13 protein-coding genes are annotated in these 17,725 nt (G+C 35.3%); 6 read left to right on the top strand and 7 right to left on the bottom strand.

Translation table 11 applies throughout. The features are described 5' to 3' along the window. Positions 1-327: 327 nt before the first annotated feature. On the bottom strand, positions 328-1,152 hold the full coding sequence (locus I580_RS09185) for an ORF6N domain-containing protein (RefSeq protein ID WP_010771686.1): 825 nt from the start codon (positions 1,150-1,152) through the stop codon (positions 328-330). 299 nt (positions 1,153-1,451) lie between these two features. Between I580_RS09185 and I580_RS16745 the strand changes: the two genes are divergently transcribed. The 6 genes from I580_RS16745 (at position 1,452) to I580_RS09155 (ending at position 7,741) form a co-directional block, all read left to right on the top strand. Beyond that, on the top strand, positions 1,452-1,820 hold the full coding sequence (locus I580_RS16745) for a helix-turn-helix domain-containing protein (protein ID WP_010771685.1): 369 nt from the start codon (positions 1,452-1,454) through the stop codon (positions 1,818-1,820). Positions 1,821-2,610: 790 nt separating this feature from the next. Beyond that, complete coding sequence (locus I580_RS09175; RefSeq protein ID WP_010771684.1) at positions 2,611-3,525, top strand: helix-turn-helix domain-containing protein; 915 nt, start codon at positions 2,611-2,613, stop codon at positions 3,523-3,525. Positions 3,526-3,655: 130 nt separating this feature from the next. Next, complete coding sequence (locus I580_RS09170) at positions 3,656-4,111, top strand: Ltp family lipoprotein (protein ID WP_010771683.1); 456 nt, start codon at positions 3,656-3,658, stop codon at positions 4,109-4,111. 130 nt (positions 4,112-4,241) lie between these two features. Continuing rightward, positions 4,242-5,384 carry a tyrosine-type recombinase/integrase gene (locus I580_RS09165; protein ID WP_010771682.1) on the top strand — a complete coding sequence of 381 codons (1,143 nt, stop codon included), beginning with the start codon at positions 4,242-4,244 and terminating at the stop codon, positions 5,382-5,384. A gap of 552 nt (positions 5,385-5,936) precedes the next feature. Then, complete coding sequence (locus tag I580_RS09160; protein WP_010771681.1) at positions 5,937-7,067, top strand: baeRF6 domain-containing protein; 1,131 nt, start codon at positions 5,937-5,939, stop codon at positions 7,065-7,067. Between the two features lie 473 nt (positions 7,068-7,540). Beyond that, a complete protein-coding gene (locus tag I580_RS09155) occupies positions 7,541-7,741 on the top strand; it encodes a cold-shock protein (RefSeq protein ID WP_010760878.1) in 201 nt (66 codons plus the stop codon). Positions 7,742-7,854: 113 nt separating this feature from the next. Here the strand turns inward: I580_RS09155 and icd are convergent, their stop codons facing one another. The 6 genes from icd to citF all read right to left on the bottom strand — a co-directional run bounded on the left by icd (position 7,855) and on the right by citF (position 17,724). Continuing rightward, entirely contained in the window at positions 7,855-9,132 is a 1,278-nt protein-coding gene (gene icd, locus I580_RS09150) for an NADP-dependent isocitrate dehydrogenase (RefSeq protein ID WP_010771680.1), read from the bottom strand. Continuing rightward, the gene (locus tag I580_RS09145) at positions 9,129-10,274 is read right to left on the bottom strand and encodes a citrate synthase (protein ID WP_010771679.1); all 1,146 of its coding nucleotides are present in this window, start codon (positions 10,272-10,274) and stop codon (positions 9,129-9,131) included. The genes icd and I580_RS09145 overlap by 4 nt, the downstream gene beginning before the upstream one ends. Positions 10,275-10,620: 346 nt before the next feature. Beyond that, positions 10,621-13,335 carry an aconitate hydratase AcnA gene (gene acnA / locus I580_RS09140; RefSeq protein WP_034860199.1) on the bottom strand — a complete coding sequence of 905 codons (2,715 nt, stop codon included), beginning with the start codon at positions 13,333-13,335 and terminating at the stop codon, positions 10,621-10,623. Positions 13,336-14,272: 937 nt separating this feature from the next. Beyond that, positions 14,273-15,664, bottom strand: a complete 1,392-nt coding sequence (locus tag I580_RS09135) for an oxaloacetate decarboxylase subunit alpha (RefSeq protein ID WP_010771677.1) — start codon at positions 15,662-15,664, stop codon at positions 14,273-14,275. 1 nt (position 15,665) lies between these two features. Next, positions 15,666-16,202, bottom strand: coding sequence for a citrate lyase holo-[acyl-carrier protein] synthase (gene citX / locus I580_RS09130; RefSeq protein ID WP_034860197.1), 537 nt, complete (start codon positions 16,200-16,202; stop codon positions 15,666-15,668). Continuing rightward, positions 16,195-17,724: a citrate lyase subunit alpha gene (gene citF, locus I580_RS09125; protein ID WP_010771675.1), complete on the bottom strand. Its 1,530-nt coding sequence runs from the start codon at positions 17,722-17,724 to the stop codon at positions 16,195-16,197. Before citF ends, citX begins: the two co-directional genes overlap by 8 nt. Position 17,725 lies beyond the last annotated feature (1 nt).

Here is a 17,725-nt window from a genome sequence, read left to right as displayed (position 1 = left end):
TATTTATCTGAATTAGATAGCGCAGGGCTTGTAAAATTACGCATAGTCCCAGATACAACTATTTGTGTAGATTTCGCATTAACATTTCAAGGCCTGCGGTATTTTGCTTGGAGAGCAGAAAGATTTAAACAATTTCTATTTACAAGCATTTTCATCCCGATATTAGTCTCTGCCGTCACCTCTATTGTTTTATTCTGGATTAACAAACTATTGATTTAGGTACAGCTGATCAAAAATAAAGTTGTTAAAGCAGAAACGATAATTGAGACAACAATTGTTACTCCTACTGATAAATCGAAGTATTGTTGATCTTTGTTTTTTCCGTCTTTATTCATTAGGTTGCACCTTCTTTTTTTGTTTCAAGAATTCTCTTTTAATCGCTTGAACACCTTCTTCAAAATATATCCATTGTGGAACCTCTTTAGAAGAGTACTTAGATTTCCCATTGGCCCAACGGCCATATTTATTTTGACCAGGCTTCTCAGCTTTTAAGCTTAATTTGTTACAGATGCGACCTACCATAATAGAAGTAATACCTAATTCGTCGGCGATTTCGGTAGCCGTGTATTCTTTTTGTTTCATAATCGGAATTCTTCTTTCGCCTGTTAGTTCATAAACTAAATCGGATAAGATTTGTTCCTTGGCAGATTCAGAGCTTGTTTCCAGTGCAGATTTCAATAACAAATCAGCGCGTCTTGTTTTTGCGTTCACTTCCATAATTTCTAGACGTTTGAGTTTTAAACTTTCCGTTGTTCCTAATTTGATTGATTCACGCATCGAAAAATAGTTGTCTACTAACTCGTCGTATATTTCCCAAGCTATATCATCTTCTAAGATTTTTAGTAATTTAGCATAACCACGCTCGGATAAAATATAGATGTTGTTGCTACGATTGATGGCGTTTTGAGTAAAGCCGAATTTTTCGAGGTGGCTCAGACCCACCACGGTTTTTAAATCGATAATTTCAACGCCATTTCTGAATCTGTTGCGGTTATCATTTATTCTACGATTGATCTCTTTTAATGGTTGACCATGAATAACTGCAATATCCTTCAACGTCATCGCTTTTTTATCTTCTCCGAATCCACCTTCAATGCCTATAAACTCAAATGATCCGATTTCTTGTTTTCCAATTACTTTAAGTTCCTTCATTAAATACACCTCCATATATAAAGTTTGTTAGCTAGTTTGTTAGCTGTTTTTTAATAGTTATTGACTTTTTTATACAAATGTTTTAACATAAAAACATAGCTAAACAAGACTATAAAAGTCTAATGATAATCACTTTACACGTTCCCCAACGGTATATTTGCGATTTTTGTTATGCCATCTATAGTTATGCATTTAGCTAACAAACTAGCTTACAAACAGAATTTTAAAACATTATAGTAATTTTGTCAACCATTATTATTCGAATGTTTTAATTTTTGTTTGTTGAAAGGATTTATATTATGACTTTATTTGATAGAATCAAGACTTTGGCTAACAAACAAGGAAAATCAATTAATGATATCGAACGTGAGATGGGATATTCAAAAAATACTCTTTATAGATTGAAAAGAACAAATCCTAGCTCTGAAACACTTGAAAAAATAGCAGACCATTTCAAGTGTTCAACTGATTATTTGCTAGGTCGTGTAGAAACACCAGAAAACTATTATTTTAGTGATGCTTCTATTGGCTCAATCAAAAAAATATATGAAGGTAAAGATAGTAACTATTTGAACCTGATAGAAAAGTTACAACAATTAGATGATGATGAAATACAGGCCCTTAGTAACATGGCTGAAGTAATGATTTCAAAAAAAAATAAGAGCTGATATGCAGCTCTTAAGTTAAAACTTCTTTAATTATTTTTATGAGGAAACACAATGCTTTCTGATCTTGAATTTCATTTACCAACTCAATTATTAGTTCTTTCTGATTTTCCATAAGTAACACTCCTATGTGTGTAAATTAAGATGAGATCGATATCCCATATGTACCAAAAAAGCCAGAGCAAATTTAGTATGCACTGGCTCTTTAATTGCAGCAATCAACAACAAAAGTAAAACAAATAGGCATTAAATCAACTCCAATTGATAAAAAGGGATGATATTAAGATAATAGTTTGTTATACTATTTATGTTGTAGCAATAGCTACAAGATGAGAGTAGCACACTGAAGGTACGAACTTTAGTGTCTGGCCTTAACGATTGACACAGGTTGGTAGCCCGTGGATGTTAAGGTCAGCTCTTTATTTTTTTATACTTTTTTGTGTTACGCGCTTTTCATTTAATACATCATATTCTAAATGTTAATTTCTATTTTTAATGTTGCTTCTATGCCCCACCTTGAATAACAAAAACACTAATTACGCTAACAGCTGCTACTAGTATGCTAACCATGTTTATTCCCTCCTAACTACATATACTATAAGACAAAAGACGTTTGCAAACATATAATTATCTGTAAGACAACAATATCAAACAATCAGGAGAAAGAAAAGTCTTATTTTCGATTATTGACTATATGTCATAAAATAGTTATATTTAATCAAAATATCCTAATCTATATCTTTTAAGTATTAATTTTAATGATATAATGTCAATTGAAAGGATGGTAAACTATATGAATACTGGTGAAACTTTAAAATTTATAAGAACAAAAAAGAATCTTACGCAAAAAGAAATACTCCCTGATTATATTGATCCCTCTGCATATTCTCGCGTAGAGTCACAAAAAAGACCCATAAGAATTAATGATTTGCAGGAAATACTAGATAGGCTATCTATAACACCTGATGAATTTTTCAGTTTAAGTTCTTTAGATCACGAACAACAACAATTTAGAAATCTATTTTATTATTGTGGAAATCATATTGACAATAAGACAAAAAAGAAAAAGTTACTTGATTACTATTTTGATTTAGAAAATAATAAAGGCAAAAGTTTGAGACAAATATCAAACTACATTGCCATAAAAAATTTCTTTCACCAGCATTGGGATGAAGTAAATACAATTAGCACCGAAGAAGTGAAGTCTTTGTTTAATGAATTAAATCAAAGAAAGTTCTACTTTCAATATGACTATGTCTTACTATCAAATTTAATTACCTACTTCTCTGTACAACAAAGTGACATTCTTATCAGCAAGGCTTACCCTATAGAACTTGAGGAAGATAGAGATTATATTACGAAGAAATTTGCTTATAATACATTACTCAATCTAATTTCAATTCGTCTACACGAAAATGATTATACAAGGGCTCTAAAATATATAAAAATTGCACAAAAGCAAGACAAATCAGCTAGTAACTACAGCTTTAGAATGAATCTTAAGTATCTTGAAAATCTTACAAATTATCTTATTAAAGGTGAAACTAAATATATGAAGCAAGTTTATAATTTTATAGAAAACATAGAGGACATTGGTGACTTGACATACGCTCAAAGTGTCAAAGAAGAAGTAAAAAAATTAACATATAACAACGGTAGGGACTCTAATAATGAATACATAATCGCCCTAATCAAAGATACTTACTAATTCTGTGATGAGTGAATTAAATTTTTTTTATAATAGAATGTTTTAGTTTTAAAATGTATAAAATACTTTCAACTTTCATGATATAATCAAATTGTAATAAAATTATATCTTGAAATGAGGAAATACAAAAATGAAAAAAAGTTTAATTGGTATGTCTTTAGTCGCAACTCTGATGTTAGCTGGATGTGGAACTAGTAGCACTAGCTCTCCATCAGATAAGGCAGCTGAAAAATCGGAAACTCCTGCTAACAATGAAGCGAAACAACAAGATGATGGTGTTTCCACGGAATTTAAATCAGCACTTAAAAAAGCTGAATCATATGCAACATCAATGCATATGTCAAAAGCTGGTGTTTTTGATCAATTAACATCTGAGTATGGTGAAAAATTCCCACTTGAAGCCGCGCAATACGCTATTGATAATGTAAAAGCTGATTGGAATGCAAATGCACTAGAAAAAGCTAAAAGTTATCAAGAGTCGATGTCTATGTCTAAAGAAGCGGTTAGGGATCAATTAACATCTGAACACGGAGAAAAATTTACTCCTGAAGAAGCTGAATATGCTATCCAAAACTTAGGGAACTAAGACTAGTTTAAGGTTCTTCTCTATAAATTAAAAGCACCCACTCACAAAAAATGAGCGGGTGCTTAAAATAAACCTACAATAGGCTTACTAAGTCATGTCTATTGTGTCAAGAAATTAGGAGTGATACAGGATGGTAAAAAAAGAATGGTCAGATAGATTTAAACATATCTACTCTTATTCAAATAAAAAGGGCACTTTCTGGGGCTATAGATATCCTTACTATAATTCTTTAGGGAAACGTGTAGAAGCTAGTAAAGCAAGCTTCTCTTCTGAAAAAAATGCATATGCAGAACTATTAGAAGTTATGAATCAGATTGAGAATGGAAACATACAATTATTCGACAGTAAAAATATGACCGTTGAAGCATGGTCTACCGAATGGTTTAATTTTTACAAAGATACCTGGTCTCCTAGCACATTACAAAATACTAAGCAGGCTATAAAAAAAGCTATTGTTCCAAAACTAGGTACTCAAAAGTATGCTAAGTTAGATAAGGTAACTTATAAAAAATTATTTATTGATCCACTACTTGAGATATACAAACCAGCGACTGTCCGTCTTTATCATAGACGTTTTATGACAATGACAAACGCAGCGGTAGAGCATGAAAAACTAGATCGCAACAGATTAACTGGAATAAAACTACCATCCGAAGAAAAAGTGATTAAAGCATTTACCAAAGAAGAATTGAAACTTTTTAATGCACAATTGGCAAATGAAAACATAACTAACAAGACGTTGTTTTCATTAATCCTAAATACAGGTATGAGGATTGGTGAGGCTTTGGGATTAACCTGGAGTGATGTTGATTTCGAAAATCGAAAGATTGATATCAATAAATCTAGAAATGCCAACGGATTGGGTAAGACAAAAACTTATACAAGTAAGAGGATCATTTCAGTTCATAAAAACGTAATTTCTTTACTAAAACAATTGAAAGTTGCAACTAGATTTACTCACTCAATTGATTACTTGTTCAACAATGAATACGATAATCCTTATAGTCCAGTTAACGCTAGATATGCGTTTGACAAAATCATCACTACAATAAATGATTCATCTGAAAAAGCAGTTATTAGAAATATCACTATCCATGGTTTGAGACATACTCACGCTACTTTTCTTCTTGCTGAAGGAGCAGATCCAAAATATGTATCGGAACGATTAGGTCACAAGAAAATCACTACAACATTAGATACCTATACTCACCTATTAAAAAACAAAGAAACTGAAACAGGTGATATGTTTGGTGAAATCCTTGATAAGCTTTAATTTTTTTAGACTTAACTGTGGAAAATTTGTGGAAAACTAATTTCCCAGCAACTGAATGCCAACATATAAAATAACTAGTATTTTTAATAAAAAGCCTTTATATAAGTCTTTTATAAGAACAAAAAAACCACCACTTGCCGTCGCATGTGGTGGAAATGAAGGTTGTTATTTACTCTTGGTAGGAGTAAGTATGAAAAACCAATTCGGGATAATTGGCATGAAGACATGTTAACACCTTCACTTAAAATATAAATGAATGGCTATTTTGTATTTCATAAAAAAATCATGAGTAAACCCTCATATACTCTATTTTTTATGTTTTTCTTACTTTTGTTTATTCCAAACCTTATTAGTTCCAACATTTTTGTGGCTGTGCTACACTTTTATTAGTAGCAAAGAAATGTTACCGCTGTATTATTTTTTACTACTGACTTGCTCTATGGAGAAAAGAGAACGTATACGTGTGGTCCAATACCTCACATCCTTAATTCCCTATTTTCCAGTCAAGTCTAAAGCGGTTCATTTAACGTTAAAATTTAGGAGGAATGTATTATGTTAGCTCAAGAAAAAGACAACTTATCTGTTCTATTCTCTGACGAAGTTCAAGGTCCCTTTGTAACATTTATTCTAAATACTCATGTCGCTCATCAAGATGTCGAAAAAGATTCCTTAGCTTTAAAAAATTTTGCGAAAGCTGCAAAAATCCGCTTTGAGAAAAAATATACTGATTTAACTTGGGCTTCTTTCCAAGATAAAATTGATGCATTACTTGCTGATGCTTCATTCTGGCGGAATGCTTCAAAAAGTGTATCAATCATTATTAGTGAAAAAGACATTTTTATTCATCGATTAAATGTACCTGTCGACAATCAATATTATGTTGACGATCGACCTTATCTCCTAGGTATCATCAAAAATAATCAATTTAACTATCGTTATTATCTAATGACGTTGAACCGTGATTCTATGAAGCTTTATCTAGTTGAAAACAATCAAGTGAAGACGGTTGATCTGCCTGCCGATGCACCGACTGATCTTGTTGGCACTTTAGGTGATGAGCTAACTGGTGGTAGTATGAACTACTCTATTCAAGGTGGAGCGGGCTATAACGGTTCTTCTAAAGAAGGCGTTGCCTATCACGGTGTCAACACAAAGGATGAAGAAGTGAAAATCGATTGGACAAACTACTATCAAGCTATTGACAATTACTTGAAAGACACCTTTGTAAATTCTGATAAGTTGCCGATCCGTTTATACGCTTTACCAGAAAATCAAACACTTTTCAAAAAAATAGCGAAAAATCCATTTTTAACAACAGATGCCTCTATTCCACTGTCTCCTGCGCAAGTTTCTTTCCAGGATATTGAAAAAGGAGCGCAAAAAATCAATCAAGAATTAGAAGCAATCGAAACAGCTTCTTATAATCAGTTGTTAGATAAGAAATTTGCTGATCAGCTTGTAGATATCGTCCCTGCATCCGCTGAAGGAAAAGTTTCCCACTTCTTTATCTCTACTTCAAACTTTGTCAATGAAACAACGGACATGTCGACAGAAGAATTTGATCGTCGAAAAGTTTTAAATAAAGTAACGGACAATGTGCTTAGAACTGGGGGAAAAGTTTTTGTATTAGATCAAAAAGCTTCCCCAGATGAAAAAACGTTATTAGCCGTTCTACGCTACTGACAAGGTAGATAAAATGGACAAGAGCCACTCAACAAAATGTTGAGTGGCTCTTTAATTAAGTTGATTAAATATTTTGTTAGCTATAAAACCATGTGAAAACTATCTATTAGTAAGGATAACCTTATTCTCATCTAAACAATCTGAACCCTTCCTACTTTCAAATCTATGCAGCTCCAAGGCTGCGCCTTCGGAATAGATTTCTACGATATAACTCTATCATTACTTTCATATTTAACGCTCAATACTTCTATACTATAACAGAAATAAGTTTTTTTTGACAATTAATCTTTATTTCTTAACAAATTTTTATTTTAAAGAGAGATATTACTAGTCAAACGGGTCTAAATATGCTATATTAAGAGTGTAGTTTTTGTTCGGTAATATATGTGTAGCTGTTTCAAATAAACATCTTCCACATTTTCACCTTTCAAGTAATTGCAAAATATGTGTCTATCACAAGGAGGATTTTTATTATGGAAACAGGTACAGTAAAATGGTTTAACTCAGACAAAGGTTTTGGATTTATCACTGCAGAAAACGGTAACGATGTATTCGTACATTTCTCAGCTATCCAAGGCGACGGATTCAAAACTTTAGAAGAAGGTCAAGCAGTGACTTTCGACGTTGAAGAAGGCCAACGTGGTCCTCAAGCTACTAACGTTAACAAAGCGTAATTAACTTTAGTAAACTCAAAACCTGACGACTAGTCGTCAGGTTTTTTTATATCCTAAACAAATGAATGGGCTGCGGCAAACACTGATAGATGTTTGCCGCAGCCCCCTCATTTTTAGTTCTTTTTAATCAAGCGTACCAACTCTTCTCCAAAATCAGAACAACTCAATAAATTTGCTCCTTCCATTTGGTCCGCAAAATCTTTTGTAACAGTTTTATTTACTAAAGCTTCTTCAATACTTTTCGTGATCAGCTCACTAACTTCAGACCAACCTAAATAATCAAACATTAATACCCCTGACAATAGTAATGATGATGGATTCAATTGATTCAAACCAGCAAATTCAGGTGCTGTTCCATGGGTTGCCTCGAAAATTCCATGTCCTGTTTCCAAGTTTAGGTTTGCCCCTGGAGCGATGCCAATACCACCAACTTGAGCAGCTAATGCATCGGAAATATAATCGCCATTTAAATTCAACGTTGCAATCACATCGTAATTTTCAGGATGCAGTAAAATTTCTTGTAGGAAAATATCGGCGATCCGGTCTTTGATAATCAATTTCCCAGCTGCTTTTGCTTCTTCTAGCTTTTGATCAGCCGCCACTTTCCCTGCTTTTTCTTTGATATCTAAATAGGTTTTCCAAGTAAATACTTTCTCTGCAAACTCACTTTCAGCCAAAGCATAGCCCCAGTTTTTGAAACCACCTTCTGTAAATTTCATGATGTTTCCTTTATGGACTAACGTGACGGATTTTCGATTATTTTTCAATGCGTGTTCAATTGCCCCACGTACTAAACGCTCCGTTCCTTCTTTAGAAACAGGCTTAATCCCAATCGCCGATGATTCTGGGAAGCGAATCTTATTGACACCAAATTCTGTTTTTAAATACGAAATCAGTTTCACTGCTTCAGGACTTTTTGCTGAAAATTCGATTCCTGCATAAATATCTTCCGTATTTTCTCTAAAAATCATCATATTTGTTTTTTCCGGATGCTTCAGAGGTGATGGAACACCATCAAAATAGCGAACTGGTCGATAGCAAATATATAAATCTAATTCTTGTCGTAATGCTACATTCAACGAACGGAAACCTCCACCAATCGGAGTCGTTAATGGCCCTTTGATTGCGACAAGATGGGTTTTGATCATTTCTAACGTTTCATTCGGCAGCCAGTTTCCTGTTTCATTAAAAGCTTTTTCTCCTGCCAAAACCTCTTGCCACATTACTTTTCGTGTTCCTTCATATGCTTTGGCTATTGCCGCATCAAATACATTCTTAGCTGCCTGCCAAATTTCGGGTCCGATTCCATCCCCTTCAATAAAAGGAATGACTGGATAATCAGGAACAACTAATTTTCCTTTTTCCAACACAACTTTCTCCCCGTGTTTCATGCTTCCATGCCTCCTGAATGTAATGTAGTGTTCAACTCGCTATATTTCAACTGCTTAGGACCAATATAATGAGAACGCGGTCTAATTAAGCAATCTTCTTTTTTCTGTTCATCGATATGACCCAACCAACCAGAAACTCGGCTCATCGCAAAAATCAACGTAAACAAATCACTGTCAATATCCAAACAATGATAGACCGTAGCAGAATAAAAATCGACATTTGGAATCAATCCTTTAGTTTCTTTCAGATACCGTTCAACCTGACAAGATAAAAAATACCACTGTTCTTTCTGCGTGATCGCCGTTAGTTCTTTTGCTAATTTTTTTAGATGTTTTTTTCTTGGGTCTTCTGTTTTATATACACGATGGCCAAATCCCATAACTTTTTCTTTACGATCCAATTTTTGATTTAGATAGTCTGCTACATTTAGATTTTCAGAATCAATTTCTTTTAGCATATCAAAGACTTTTTCGTTTGCACCGCCATGTAACGGTCCTTTTAACGAACCGATTGCAGCCGTAATACATGAATAAACATCTGACAATGTAGATGCACAGACTCGAGCTGTAAAAGTACTTGCGTTTAAATCATGATCGGCATGTAAAACTAATGCTTGATTCATAGCCGCCACTTGCACTTGAGCTGCTTCAACACCAGTCAACATGTAGAGAAAATTTGCCGCTATTGATAAATCACTGCGTGGAGGAATTGGATCAAGCCCTTTTCTCAAACGGGCATACGCCGCAATAATCGTTGGCATTTTTGCTTGTAAAGAAATACTTTGTTGGTATGCTGAAATCTCATCTGTCGCTTCAGCATTTGGGTCAAATACGCCTAGTAACGAAATTGTTGATCGCAATACACTCATCGGATGAAGATTTTGACGTGTTTGAATTTTTAAACACGTAATGATCGTATCAGATATTGGCATTTGTACAGATAATTCTTGTTTAAATTTTGTTAATTCTTGATTTGTCGGTATTTTTAAATGCCATAATAAATAAATCACTTCTTCAAATTGAACATTCTCAGCAACTAAATCATCAATATTAAATCCTGCGAAGAGCAGTTGATTTTCTACGATCGAACTGATTTTTGTTTCAGATACGACGACACCTGCTAAGCCTTTGTGAATCTCCATCCAAGTCCCTCCTTAATTTAAAAGCTGAACGAGCACATAAAGCATTGAATGAAAAATAGGAAAAATTGATTGAGACGTTTTTTGTCTCTCTCCATTTTTATCTTTTTTCCGAGATGCTAGCTCGTAAAGCTAGACCATTTAAAAGCTGAACGAGCTCGTAAAGCATTGAATGAAAAATAGGAAAAATTGATTGAGACGTTTTTTGTCTCTCTCCATTTTTATCTTTTTTCCGAGATGCTAGCTCGTAAAGCTAGACCATTTAAAAGCTGAACGAGCTCGTAAAGCTAGATAACATAGAGTAACAACCTTCCTGTCGTTTTATCTCATGTTTTTTACTTATCTCAAACTAACGTTGAAGTTTCTTACGAATCACCATCGGCAAAATACCACCATGTTGATAATAGGTAATATCAACAGCTGAATCAAAACGAAGAATCGTATCAAATTGAATCGTTTCTCCATCAGACTTAGTTGCTGTAACAGCTACCTTGTCCAAAATCCCTTTTGTTTCATCAATCGCAATGTCAAATAGTTCAGTTCCTGTTAGTCCTAAACTATCTGCATCTTCACCTGGTTTAAATTGCAATGGTAAAACACCCATCATAACTAAATTAGAGCGATGGATCCGTTCATAACTTTTAGCTATCACAGCCTCAACACCTAAAAGTTGAACGCCTTTAGCCGCCCAGTCTCTTGATGAACCCATTCCATAGTCATCACCCGCTAAAATCACAAGCTTTGTATTTTGCTTTTGATACTTCATCGCTGCATCATAGATGGCCATCTTTTCTTGCGTTGGTGCAAAAATAGTGTAGCCTCCCTCTACGTTTGGAACTAACTGATTGCGAATCCGAATATTCGCCAAGGTTCCTCTCATCATCACTTCATGGTGACCACGTCTGGCACCATAAGAGTTAAACTCACGAACTGATACACCTCGATCTATCAAATACTGACCTGCTGGACTATTTTTTTGAATACTCCCAGCTGGAGAAATATGATCAGTTGTCACAGAATCACCAAATTTAGCCAAGACAGCTAATTGTTTTAATGGTTTCCTTGGTTCTCTTTCTTTTGTCATTCCTTCAAAATAAGGTGGATTAGCAATATAAGTAGACGTGTCTTCCCAGCCATATAGCGGCTTGTTGTCAGTCTCGATACTATTCCATTCGTCGTTGTCACTAAAGACTCTTGCGTATTCTTGCTTATACAATTCAGGTGTAACAAATTCGTCGATCAACGCCTGAATTTCATCACGAGTTGGCCATAGATCATTGAAGTAAACTGGAATGTCATTGTCCCCTAAACCAATCGGTTCATGAAGTACATCAATAGCTACCGTTCCAGCTAATGCATACAGTACAACGAGTGGCGGTGAAGCTAAATAATTTGCTTTAACTAATGGATGAATACGTCCTTCAAAGTTACGATTTCCGCTTAAAACACCTGCGGTTAGCAGATCATTTTCTTTGATGACTTCTTCCACTTCCGGCTTCAACGAACCTGAATTACCAATACACGTTGTACAACCATACCCTACCAAATGAAAGCCTAGTTCTTCTAAGTAAGGCAATAATCCAGCTTTTTCTAAATAGGCTGTTACGACTTTTGAACCTGGTGCTAAAGAGGTTTTCACATAATTTGGCACCTTTAATCCAAGCTTGGCAGCCTTTTTAGCCACTAATCCTGCACTTAACATCACAAATGGATTCGATGTGTTTGTACATGAGGTGATTGCTGCAATTGCTACTGCTCCCGGTCTTAATTCATGGTGGACACCTTCTAAATCTAAAGCAACGCTTTGTTCCTGTTGTGTTTTAGATAATCCATATCCCTGTAGACCTTCTGGTGCTGTTATTGCTTGTTCAAACGCTGTTTTCATTTCTGATAAGGGAACGAGATCCTGTGGTCTTTTGGGTCCTGCAAGATTCGCTTCGATCTCACTTAAATCGATTTCGATGACCTTAGTATAATTCGGCTCTGAATCATTTAAAGGATCATAAAATAATTGATTTTCCTTCAAATAGTACTCTGTAACTGCTACTGCTTCTTCTTCCCTTCCTGTTAGTCTCAAATAACGAATGGTTTCATCATCTACAGGAAAGAAGCCGCAAGTTGCCCCATATTCAGGTGCCATATTAGCCACCGTTGCTCGATCAGCTAAACTTAGGCTGACTACCCCTGCTCCAAAAAATTCAACAAATTTTCCGACCACTTTTTGTTCTCTTAATACTTGCGTTACTTTTAAAGCCAAATCGGTTGCTGTTGCGCCTTGAGATAACTCATTGACAAAGCGGACACCAACAACTTCGGGAATTGGAAAATAAGAGGGTTCACCAAGCATGCTCGCCTCGGCCTCAATTCCCCCAACACCCCAACCTAGTACACCTAATCCATTGACCATTGTTGTATGTGAATCCGTCCCAACTAAGGTATCAGGATAGAGTAAAATCGTATCGTCTTCTAGTTTTTTTTGAGTCACAACAGAAGCTAAATATTCAATATTGACTTGATGAACAATGCCAGTTGCAGGTGGTACAACCCGATAATTATCAAAAACTTTTTGAGCCCAACTTAAAAAACGATAACGCTCTTGATTGCGTTGAAATTCCATTTTCATATTTAACTGTAGCGCTTGTTTGACTCCAGCTACATCCACTTGAACAGAATGATCCACAACCAAATCAACAGGAACTTCGGGATTGATTGTAGTAGGATCGCCACCAAAATCTGCAATTGTTTTTCGCAAAGAAGCCAAATCAACAACTGCGGGAACCCCTGTAAAATCTTGAAGAATCACTCGAGCAGGTTTAAAAGGGACTTCCCCCTTATTCTCATGGTCTGAAGACCATTTAGCTAAATTTTCAATATGTTCTTGCGTGATTCCGACACCATTTTCCTGACGCAATAGTGATTCCAATAACACACGAATACTAAACGGTAATGTTGAAACAAATTGATGTTGTTTCGTTTCTAATGAAGCTAATGAATAATACTGATACTTCTGACCCTTCATTTCAAAAAAAGTTTCTGAAGATTGCTTACTCGTAATCAAAAACATCCCTCCTAATTTAAAAGCTGAGCGGGCTTGGTCAACCTTGAACGAAAAATAGGAAAAATTGAGGGGGCTTTATTCGCCACTATCCATTTTTATCTTTTTTCTGAAAGGTTAGCCTACATAGCTAGATAATAATAAAAGCTAAAAGAACTTGGTCTGCCTTGATAAAAAATAGGAAAGTGGCTTTTTTATCACCATCATTCTTTATCTTTTTTCAGAAAGGCGTTAATTTTTAGAACTTTAGCTCGTATAATCAATAATTTCAATCCATATCTATGTACAAGCAAAATCGCAATCTCATATATGACTTGATTTTAGCCATTATAACGGCATTATAAATAAAAGTAAACCTTTATAACGATGAGAAAAGTTATATTAATTAACACAAACATGTTACCTTTGTGTTATGTATGAAAATCCTTTTATATAAACGATTAATCCTATTTAATAAGATTTTTCTAAACTAAAATTAGTTAATTAGCATAGAACACACATTATAATTTAATTTAAAATCCATAATAAAAAAACAAAAATTCTACTTAAATCAAGTAACATTTACTAAGCTCTATTTCCTCTATTTCGAATGATTTTTACCGCTTTCATGTAAGACAAAAATATTTTAGTTTAGTTACTAAATTCTTTAAAAAATAGCAAAAAAAGCGCTAAGACATAACTTTTCGAGTTATATATTAGCGCTCTTAAAACCTGAATAAACGGTGGTAAAAAAACTGATACTACATTATACTTCGATCACATTGTTGTCAATCATGAAGAACGAAATGATTCAATGATTCACAGTGAGTGTTAGACGGACATGTTCAACTTCTAGAAATAAGCTAGAATTGCCGTGAAACACAACAAAAACTATGATGTATTGTGTAGCACCTATTTGATTCTCATTTCTCGGTGCTAGCTGCTTTTTTACCACCCAATCTTTTTATTAAATATCTAACACAACGTTCACTTCTTGCATTGGAACATCGTAAAATCGATCTTCTCTTCTTCCTAAGAAATCTTTTCCTTGTTGTGGGAATAATGCATACATCAACACATCTTCCGTTGATTTTGCATATTCTTCAATTTCTTTTTTGTATTCTTGAAGTTCAGGACTTAATAAATCCGCTGGTCTAACGGTGATCACTTCTTCTTCACCGATGATCAATTTCGTCATTTCTTTTGAAATTGCAACAGGTGGTTTGCCGTACAGTCCTTTAACATAATCTTTGATTTCTTTAGGAATCATTTTATAGCGTTCCCCACTGATCACATTCATTACTGCTTGTGTTCCTACCATTTGAGATAGTGGTGTTACAAGTGGCGGATAACCTAGATCAGCACGCACTTTGGGTACTTCTCTTAGGACTTCTTCGTATTTGTCTGCTAGACCTTGTTCTGTCAATTGGCTTAACAAATTCGACAACATTCCGCCAGGAACTTTATAAATCAACGTTTTCGGTTCTGTGTCTTTTACTTTAGGATTCAATACGCCTTCTTCTCTAAATTTATCACGGATCGGATTAAAATAGTCGGCAGCTTCTGCTACTTTCTTCATATCTAAATGTGTATTATAGCCTAAATTCTCTAATGCTAATGCCATTGATTCTGTGGCTGGTTGACTTGTTCCACCAGAAAATGAAGAAATCGCTGTATCAATAATATCTGCGCCTGCTTCGATAGCTTTCAAATAAGTCATCTCGGAAATACCGCTTGTGGCATGCGTATGAACTTCTAACGGTACTTGAATTTTGTTTTTGATTTCTGTAACTAAACGGTACGCATCATCTGGTGTTAGAATTCCTGCCATATCTTTAATACAGATAGAATCCGCACCCATTTTTTCTAATTCTGTCGTCAATCCGACAAAGTAATCAATCGTATGGAAATCACTAGTCGTGTAAGAAATCGCCGGCTGACAATGTCCGCCAAATTTTTTTGTTGCTTCAATTGAAGTTTGTAAATTTCTTGTGTCATTTAACGCATCAAAAACACGGATAATATCGATTCCGTTTTCAATTGATTTTTGCACAAAAGCTTCTACGACATCATCGGCATAGTTTTTATACCCAAGTAAATTTTGACCTCTTAAAAGCATTTGCAATTTTGTATGTTTAACTGCTTTTCGAATCGTTCTTAAACGTTCCCATGGGTCTTCATTTAAGAAGCGAATACAGGCATCAAACGTTGCTCCGCCCCACATTTCTAGAGCATGATACCCTGCTTCATCCAATGTTTGAATAATTGGCAGCATATCACTTGTCGGCATGCGTGTGGCGATTTGACTTTGTTGACCATCACGCAGCACAGTTTCGGTAAAAAGGATTTTTTTTGTCATTCTATCCTTCCTTTCTCAATAGTTGACTTATTGCTTGTTGCATTTCTTCTACACTATGCTGTCTTTGTCTGCCACAAATTTTTGCTTCTTCTTCACAGATAAAACAAGTTCTTGATTTGTGATTTAGTTCGGTGCGGCTGATAGAACGTAGGATTTGATCTTTTAGATAAACAACATCTAAATCCATCAAACGACCGTAGAGATGCGTTTCTTCAATTTCAATTAGTTTTTTCTTCAGCTCTTCAGGTGTTTCATTAAGGACTAGATAATATTCTGAACCTGTTTTCAACTCTCGGTGTTTGTGAGCAACCATTTTTTCAGGAGGAAAAAGAGTTTTGATCTCTTTAATGACAGTTAAAAATGCATGTCTTAGCTGCTCATTCGTCTTTACAGGTCCAGGAATATTCATTGTAGCGCTTAATAGAGTACGCGTAGGATGCTTTGTTAAAAGTTCTTGCTGAATGGTTACTCGCTTTTCTCGAGCATTCAGCATGTTCATCAGTGTAATCGTTTCTCCCTTTAAATAAACTCTAGACATTTCTGACCACATCGATAATAGAACCATCACGATATTCAATCAATGCAACGACTTTGTCCCCATATTGGATAGTATCTGGTCTACCTACGATGCTATAGGCTTTTTCTTGAAGTTCTTTCATCGTTAATTGCGGCACATCCAGTGCTTTAAAATGTTCGACCAAGTCTTGACGTTCTGGATTGATGGCAATACCAACTTCTGTCACCACGACATCAATGCTGCTACCAGGCGTTACGACTGTATTGACTTCTTCAACAATTGTTGGAATGCGCCCTCTGATCAATGGTGCAATCACTAAGCTCATCTTACAAGCCGCACTGGTATCAGAATGTCCGCCGGATGCACCACGAATCACCCCATCTGATCCTGTAATAACATTCACATTAAAATTCGTATCGATTTCTAACGCAGAAAGAATTGCAGTATCTAATTGATTGATCACTGAACCTTTGCTTAATGGCGAAGCATACATATTTGCGTCAATTTCGTAGTGATTTTCATTCTTGCCTAAAGAAACAGCGGAAGGATGATCAAAATCTTGGACATCGATAATTTTTTCAACGAGTCCTTCTTCTAATAACTCAACCATTGCATTTGTAATACCACCCAAGGCAAAACTTGCTGTAATCCCATCTTTGATCATGGCTTCCTTCAAAAATCTAGAAACAGCTAATGCCGCCCCACCTGTTCCAGTTTGGAAGGAAAAACCATTTTTATAATACGGCGAATGTGTAATCACTTTTGCTGCATATTCTGCAATCAGTAGTTCTTTCGGATTTTTTGTAAAACGAGTAGCACCTTTGGCTATGCCATCAGGATCACCGATCGCATCAACTTCTACAACAAAATCTACATCCGTTTGCGGAATACTGATTGGTGTATTTGGATAAGGCATCAAGCTATCTGTAATGATTACTACTTGATCTGCATATTTTGCATCGATCATAGCATAGCCTAGCGAACCACAAGTTGCCTTCCCTTTCGTTCCATTTACATTGCCATAAGCATCTGAGCTTGGCGCACCAAGAAAAGCCACATCAATATGGATATCCCCTGCAGCAATCGCTCTCGCACGACCACCATGTGAACGGATCACAACTGGATTTTCCATGATTCCTTCAGAAATCGCAGCCCCAACTTTATCTCGTAACCCACTAGAGGTAATGTTCGTTACCACACCATTTTTGATATGGTCAATCAATGGTTCATGAACATTTGCGATGGAGCTAGGCGCAATCGATAAATTCTTGATTCCTAGTGCAGCTATTTCTTTTAAAACCATGTTCATTACAAAATCGCCTTCACGGAAATGGTGGTGGAATGAAATGGTCATGCCATCTTTTAGGCCTGTTTTTTCAATGGCTTCTTTTAAACTACCTAATAGTTTCGTGTCTCTCGGTCTAACAGGATTGATTGTACGGCTAGACTCTTTATACTCACGAATATTCGCTAGCTCACCTTTAAATAAACCGTATTGTTCAGCATAATTATCTGGAATTTCTTTGCCTACATTATTTTTCATC

It is taken from the genome of Enterococcus caccae ATCC BAA-1240 (assembly GCF_000407145.1).
GTDB classification, from domain to species: Bacteria; Bacillota; Bacilli; order Lactobacillales; family Enterococcaceae; genus Enterococcus_L; species Enterococcus_L caccae.
The sequence above is the reverse complement of the archived record's forward strand: the minus strand, read 5'-3'. Positions and strand labels throughout refer to the sequence as shown.

Bases quoted from the DNA above. Each gene is read 5' to 3' on its own strand.
- I580_RS09160 (WP_010771681.1), top strand. From the start codon at position 5,937: ATGTTAGCTCAAGAAAAAGACAACTTATCTGTTCTATTCTCTGACGAA.
- I580_RS09145 (WP_010771679.1), bottom strand. From the start codon at position 10,274: ATGGAGATTCACAAAGGCTTAGCAGGTGTCGTCGTATCTGAAACAAAA.
- I580_RS09165 (WP_010771682.1), top strand. From the start codon at position 4,242: ATGGTAAAAAAAGAATGGTCAGATAGATTTAAACATATCTACTCTTAT.
- icd (WP_010771680.1), bottom strand. From the start codon at position 9,132: ATGAAACACGGGGAGAAAGTTGTGTTGGAAAAAGGAAAATTAGTTGTT.
- I580_RS09155 (WP_010760878.1), top strand. From the start codon at position 7,541: ATGGAAACAGGTACAGTAAAATGGTTTAACTCAGACAAAGGTTTTGGA.
- I580_RS09170 (WP_010771683.1), top strand. From the start codon at position 3,656: ATGAAAAAAAGTTTAATTGGTATGTCTTTAGTCGCAACTCTGATGTTA.
- I580_RS09175 (WP_010771684.1), top strand. From the start codon at position 2,611: ATGAATACTGGTGAAACTTTAAAATTTATAAGAACAAAAAAGAATCTT.
- I580_RS09135 (WP_010771677.1), bottom strand. From the start codon at position 15,664: ATGACAAAAAAAATCCTTTTTACCGAAACTGTGCTGCGTGATGGTCAA.
- I580_RS16745 (WP_010771685.1), top strand. From the start codon at position 1,452: ATGACTTTATTTGATAGAATCAAGACTTTGGCTAACAAACAAGGAAAA.
- citF (WP_010771675.1), bottom strand. From the start codon at position 17,724: ATGAAAAATAATGTAGGCAAAGAAATTCCAGATAATTATGCTGAACAA.
- citX (WP_034860197.1), bottom strand. From the start codon at position 16,202: ATGTCTAGAGTTTATTTAAAGGGAGAAACGATTACACTGATGAACATG.
- I580_RS09185 (WP_010771686.1), bottom strand. From the start codon at position 1,152: ATGAAGGAACTTAAAGTAATTGGAAAACAAGAAATCGGATCATTTGAG.
- acnA (WP_034860199.1), bottom strand. From the start codon at position 13,335: ATGTTTTTGATTACGAGTAAGCAATCTTCAGAAACTTTTTTTGAAATG.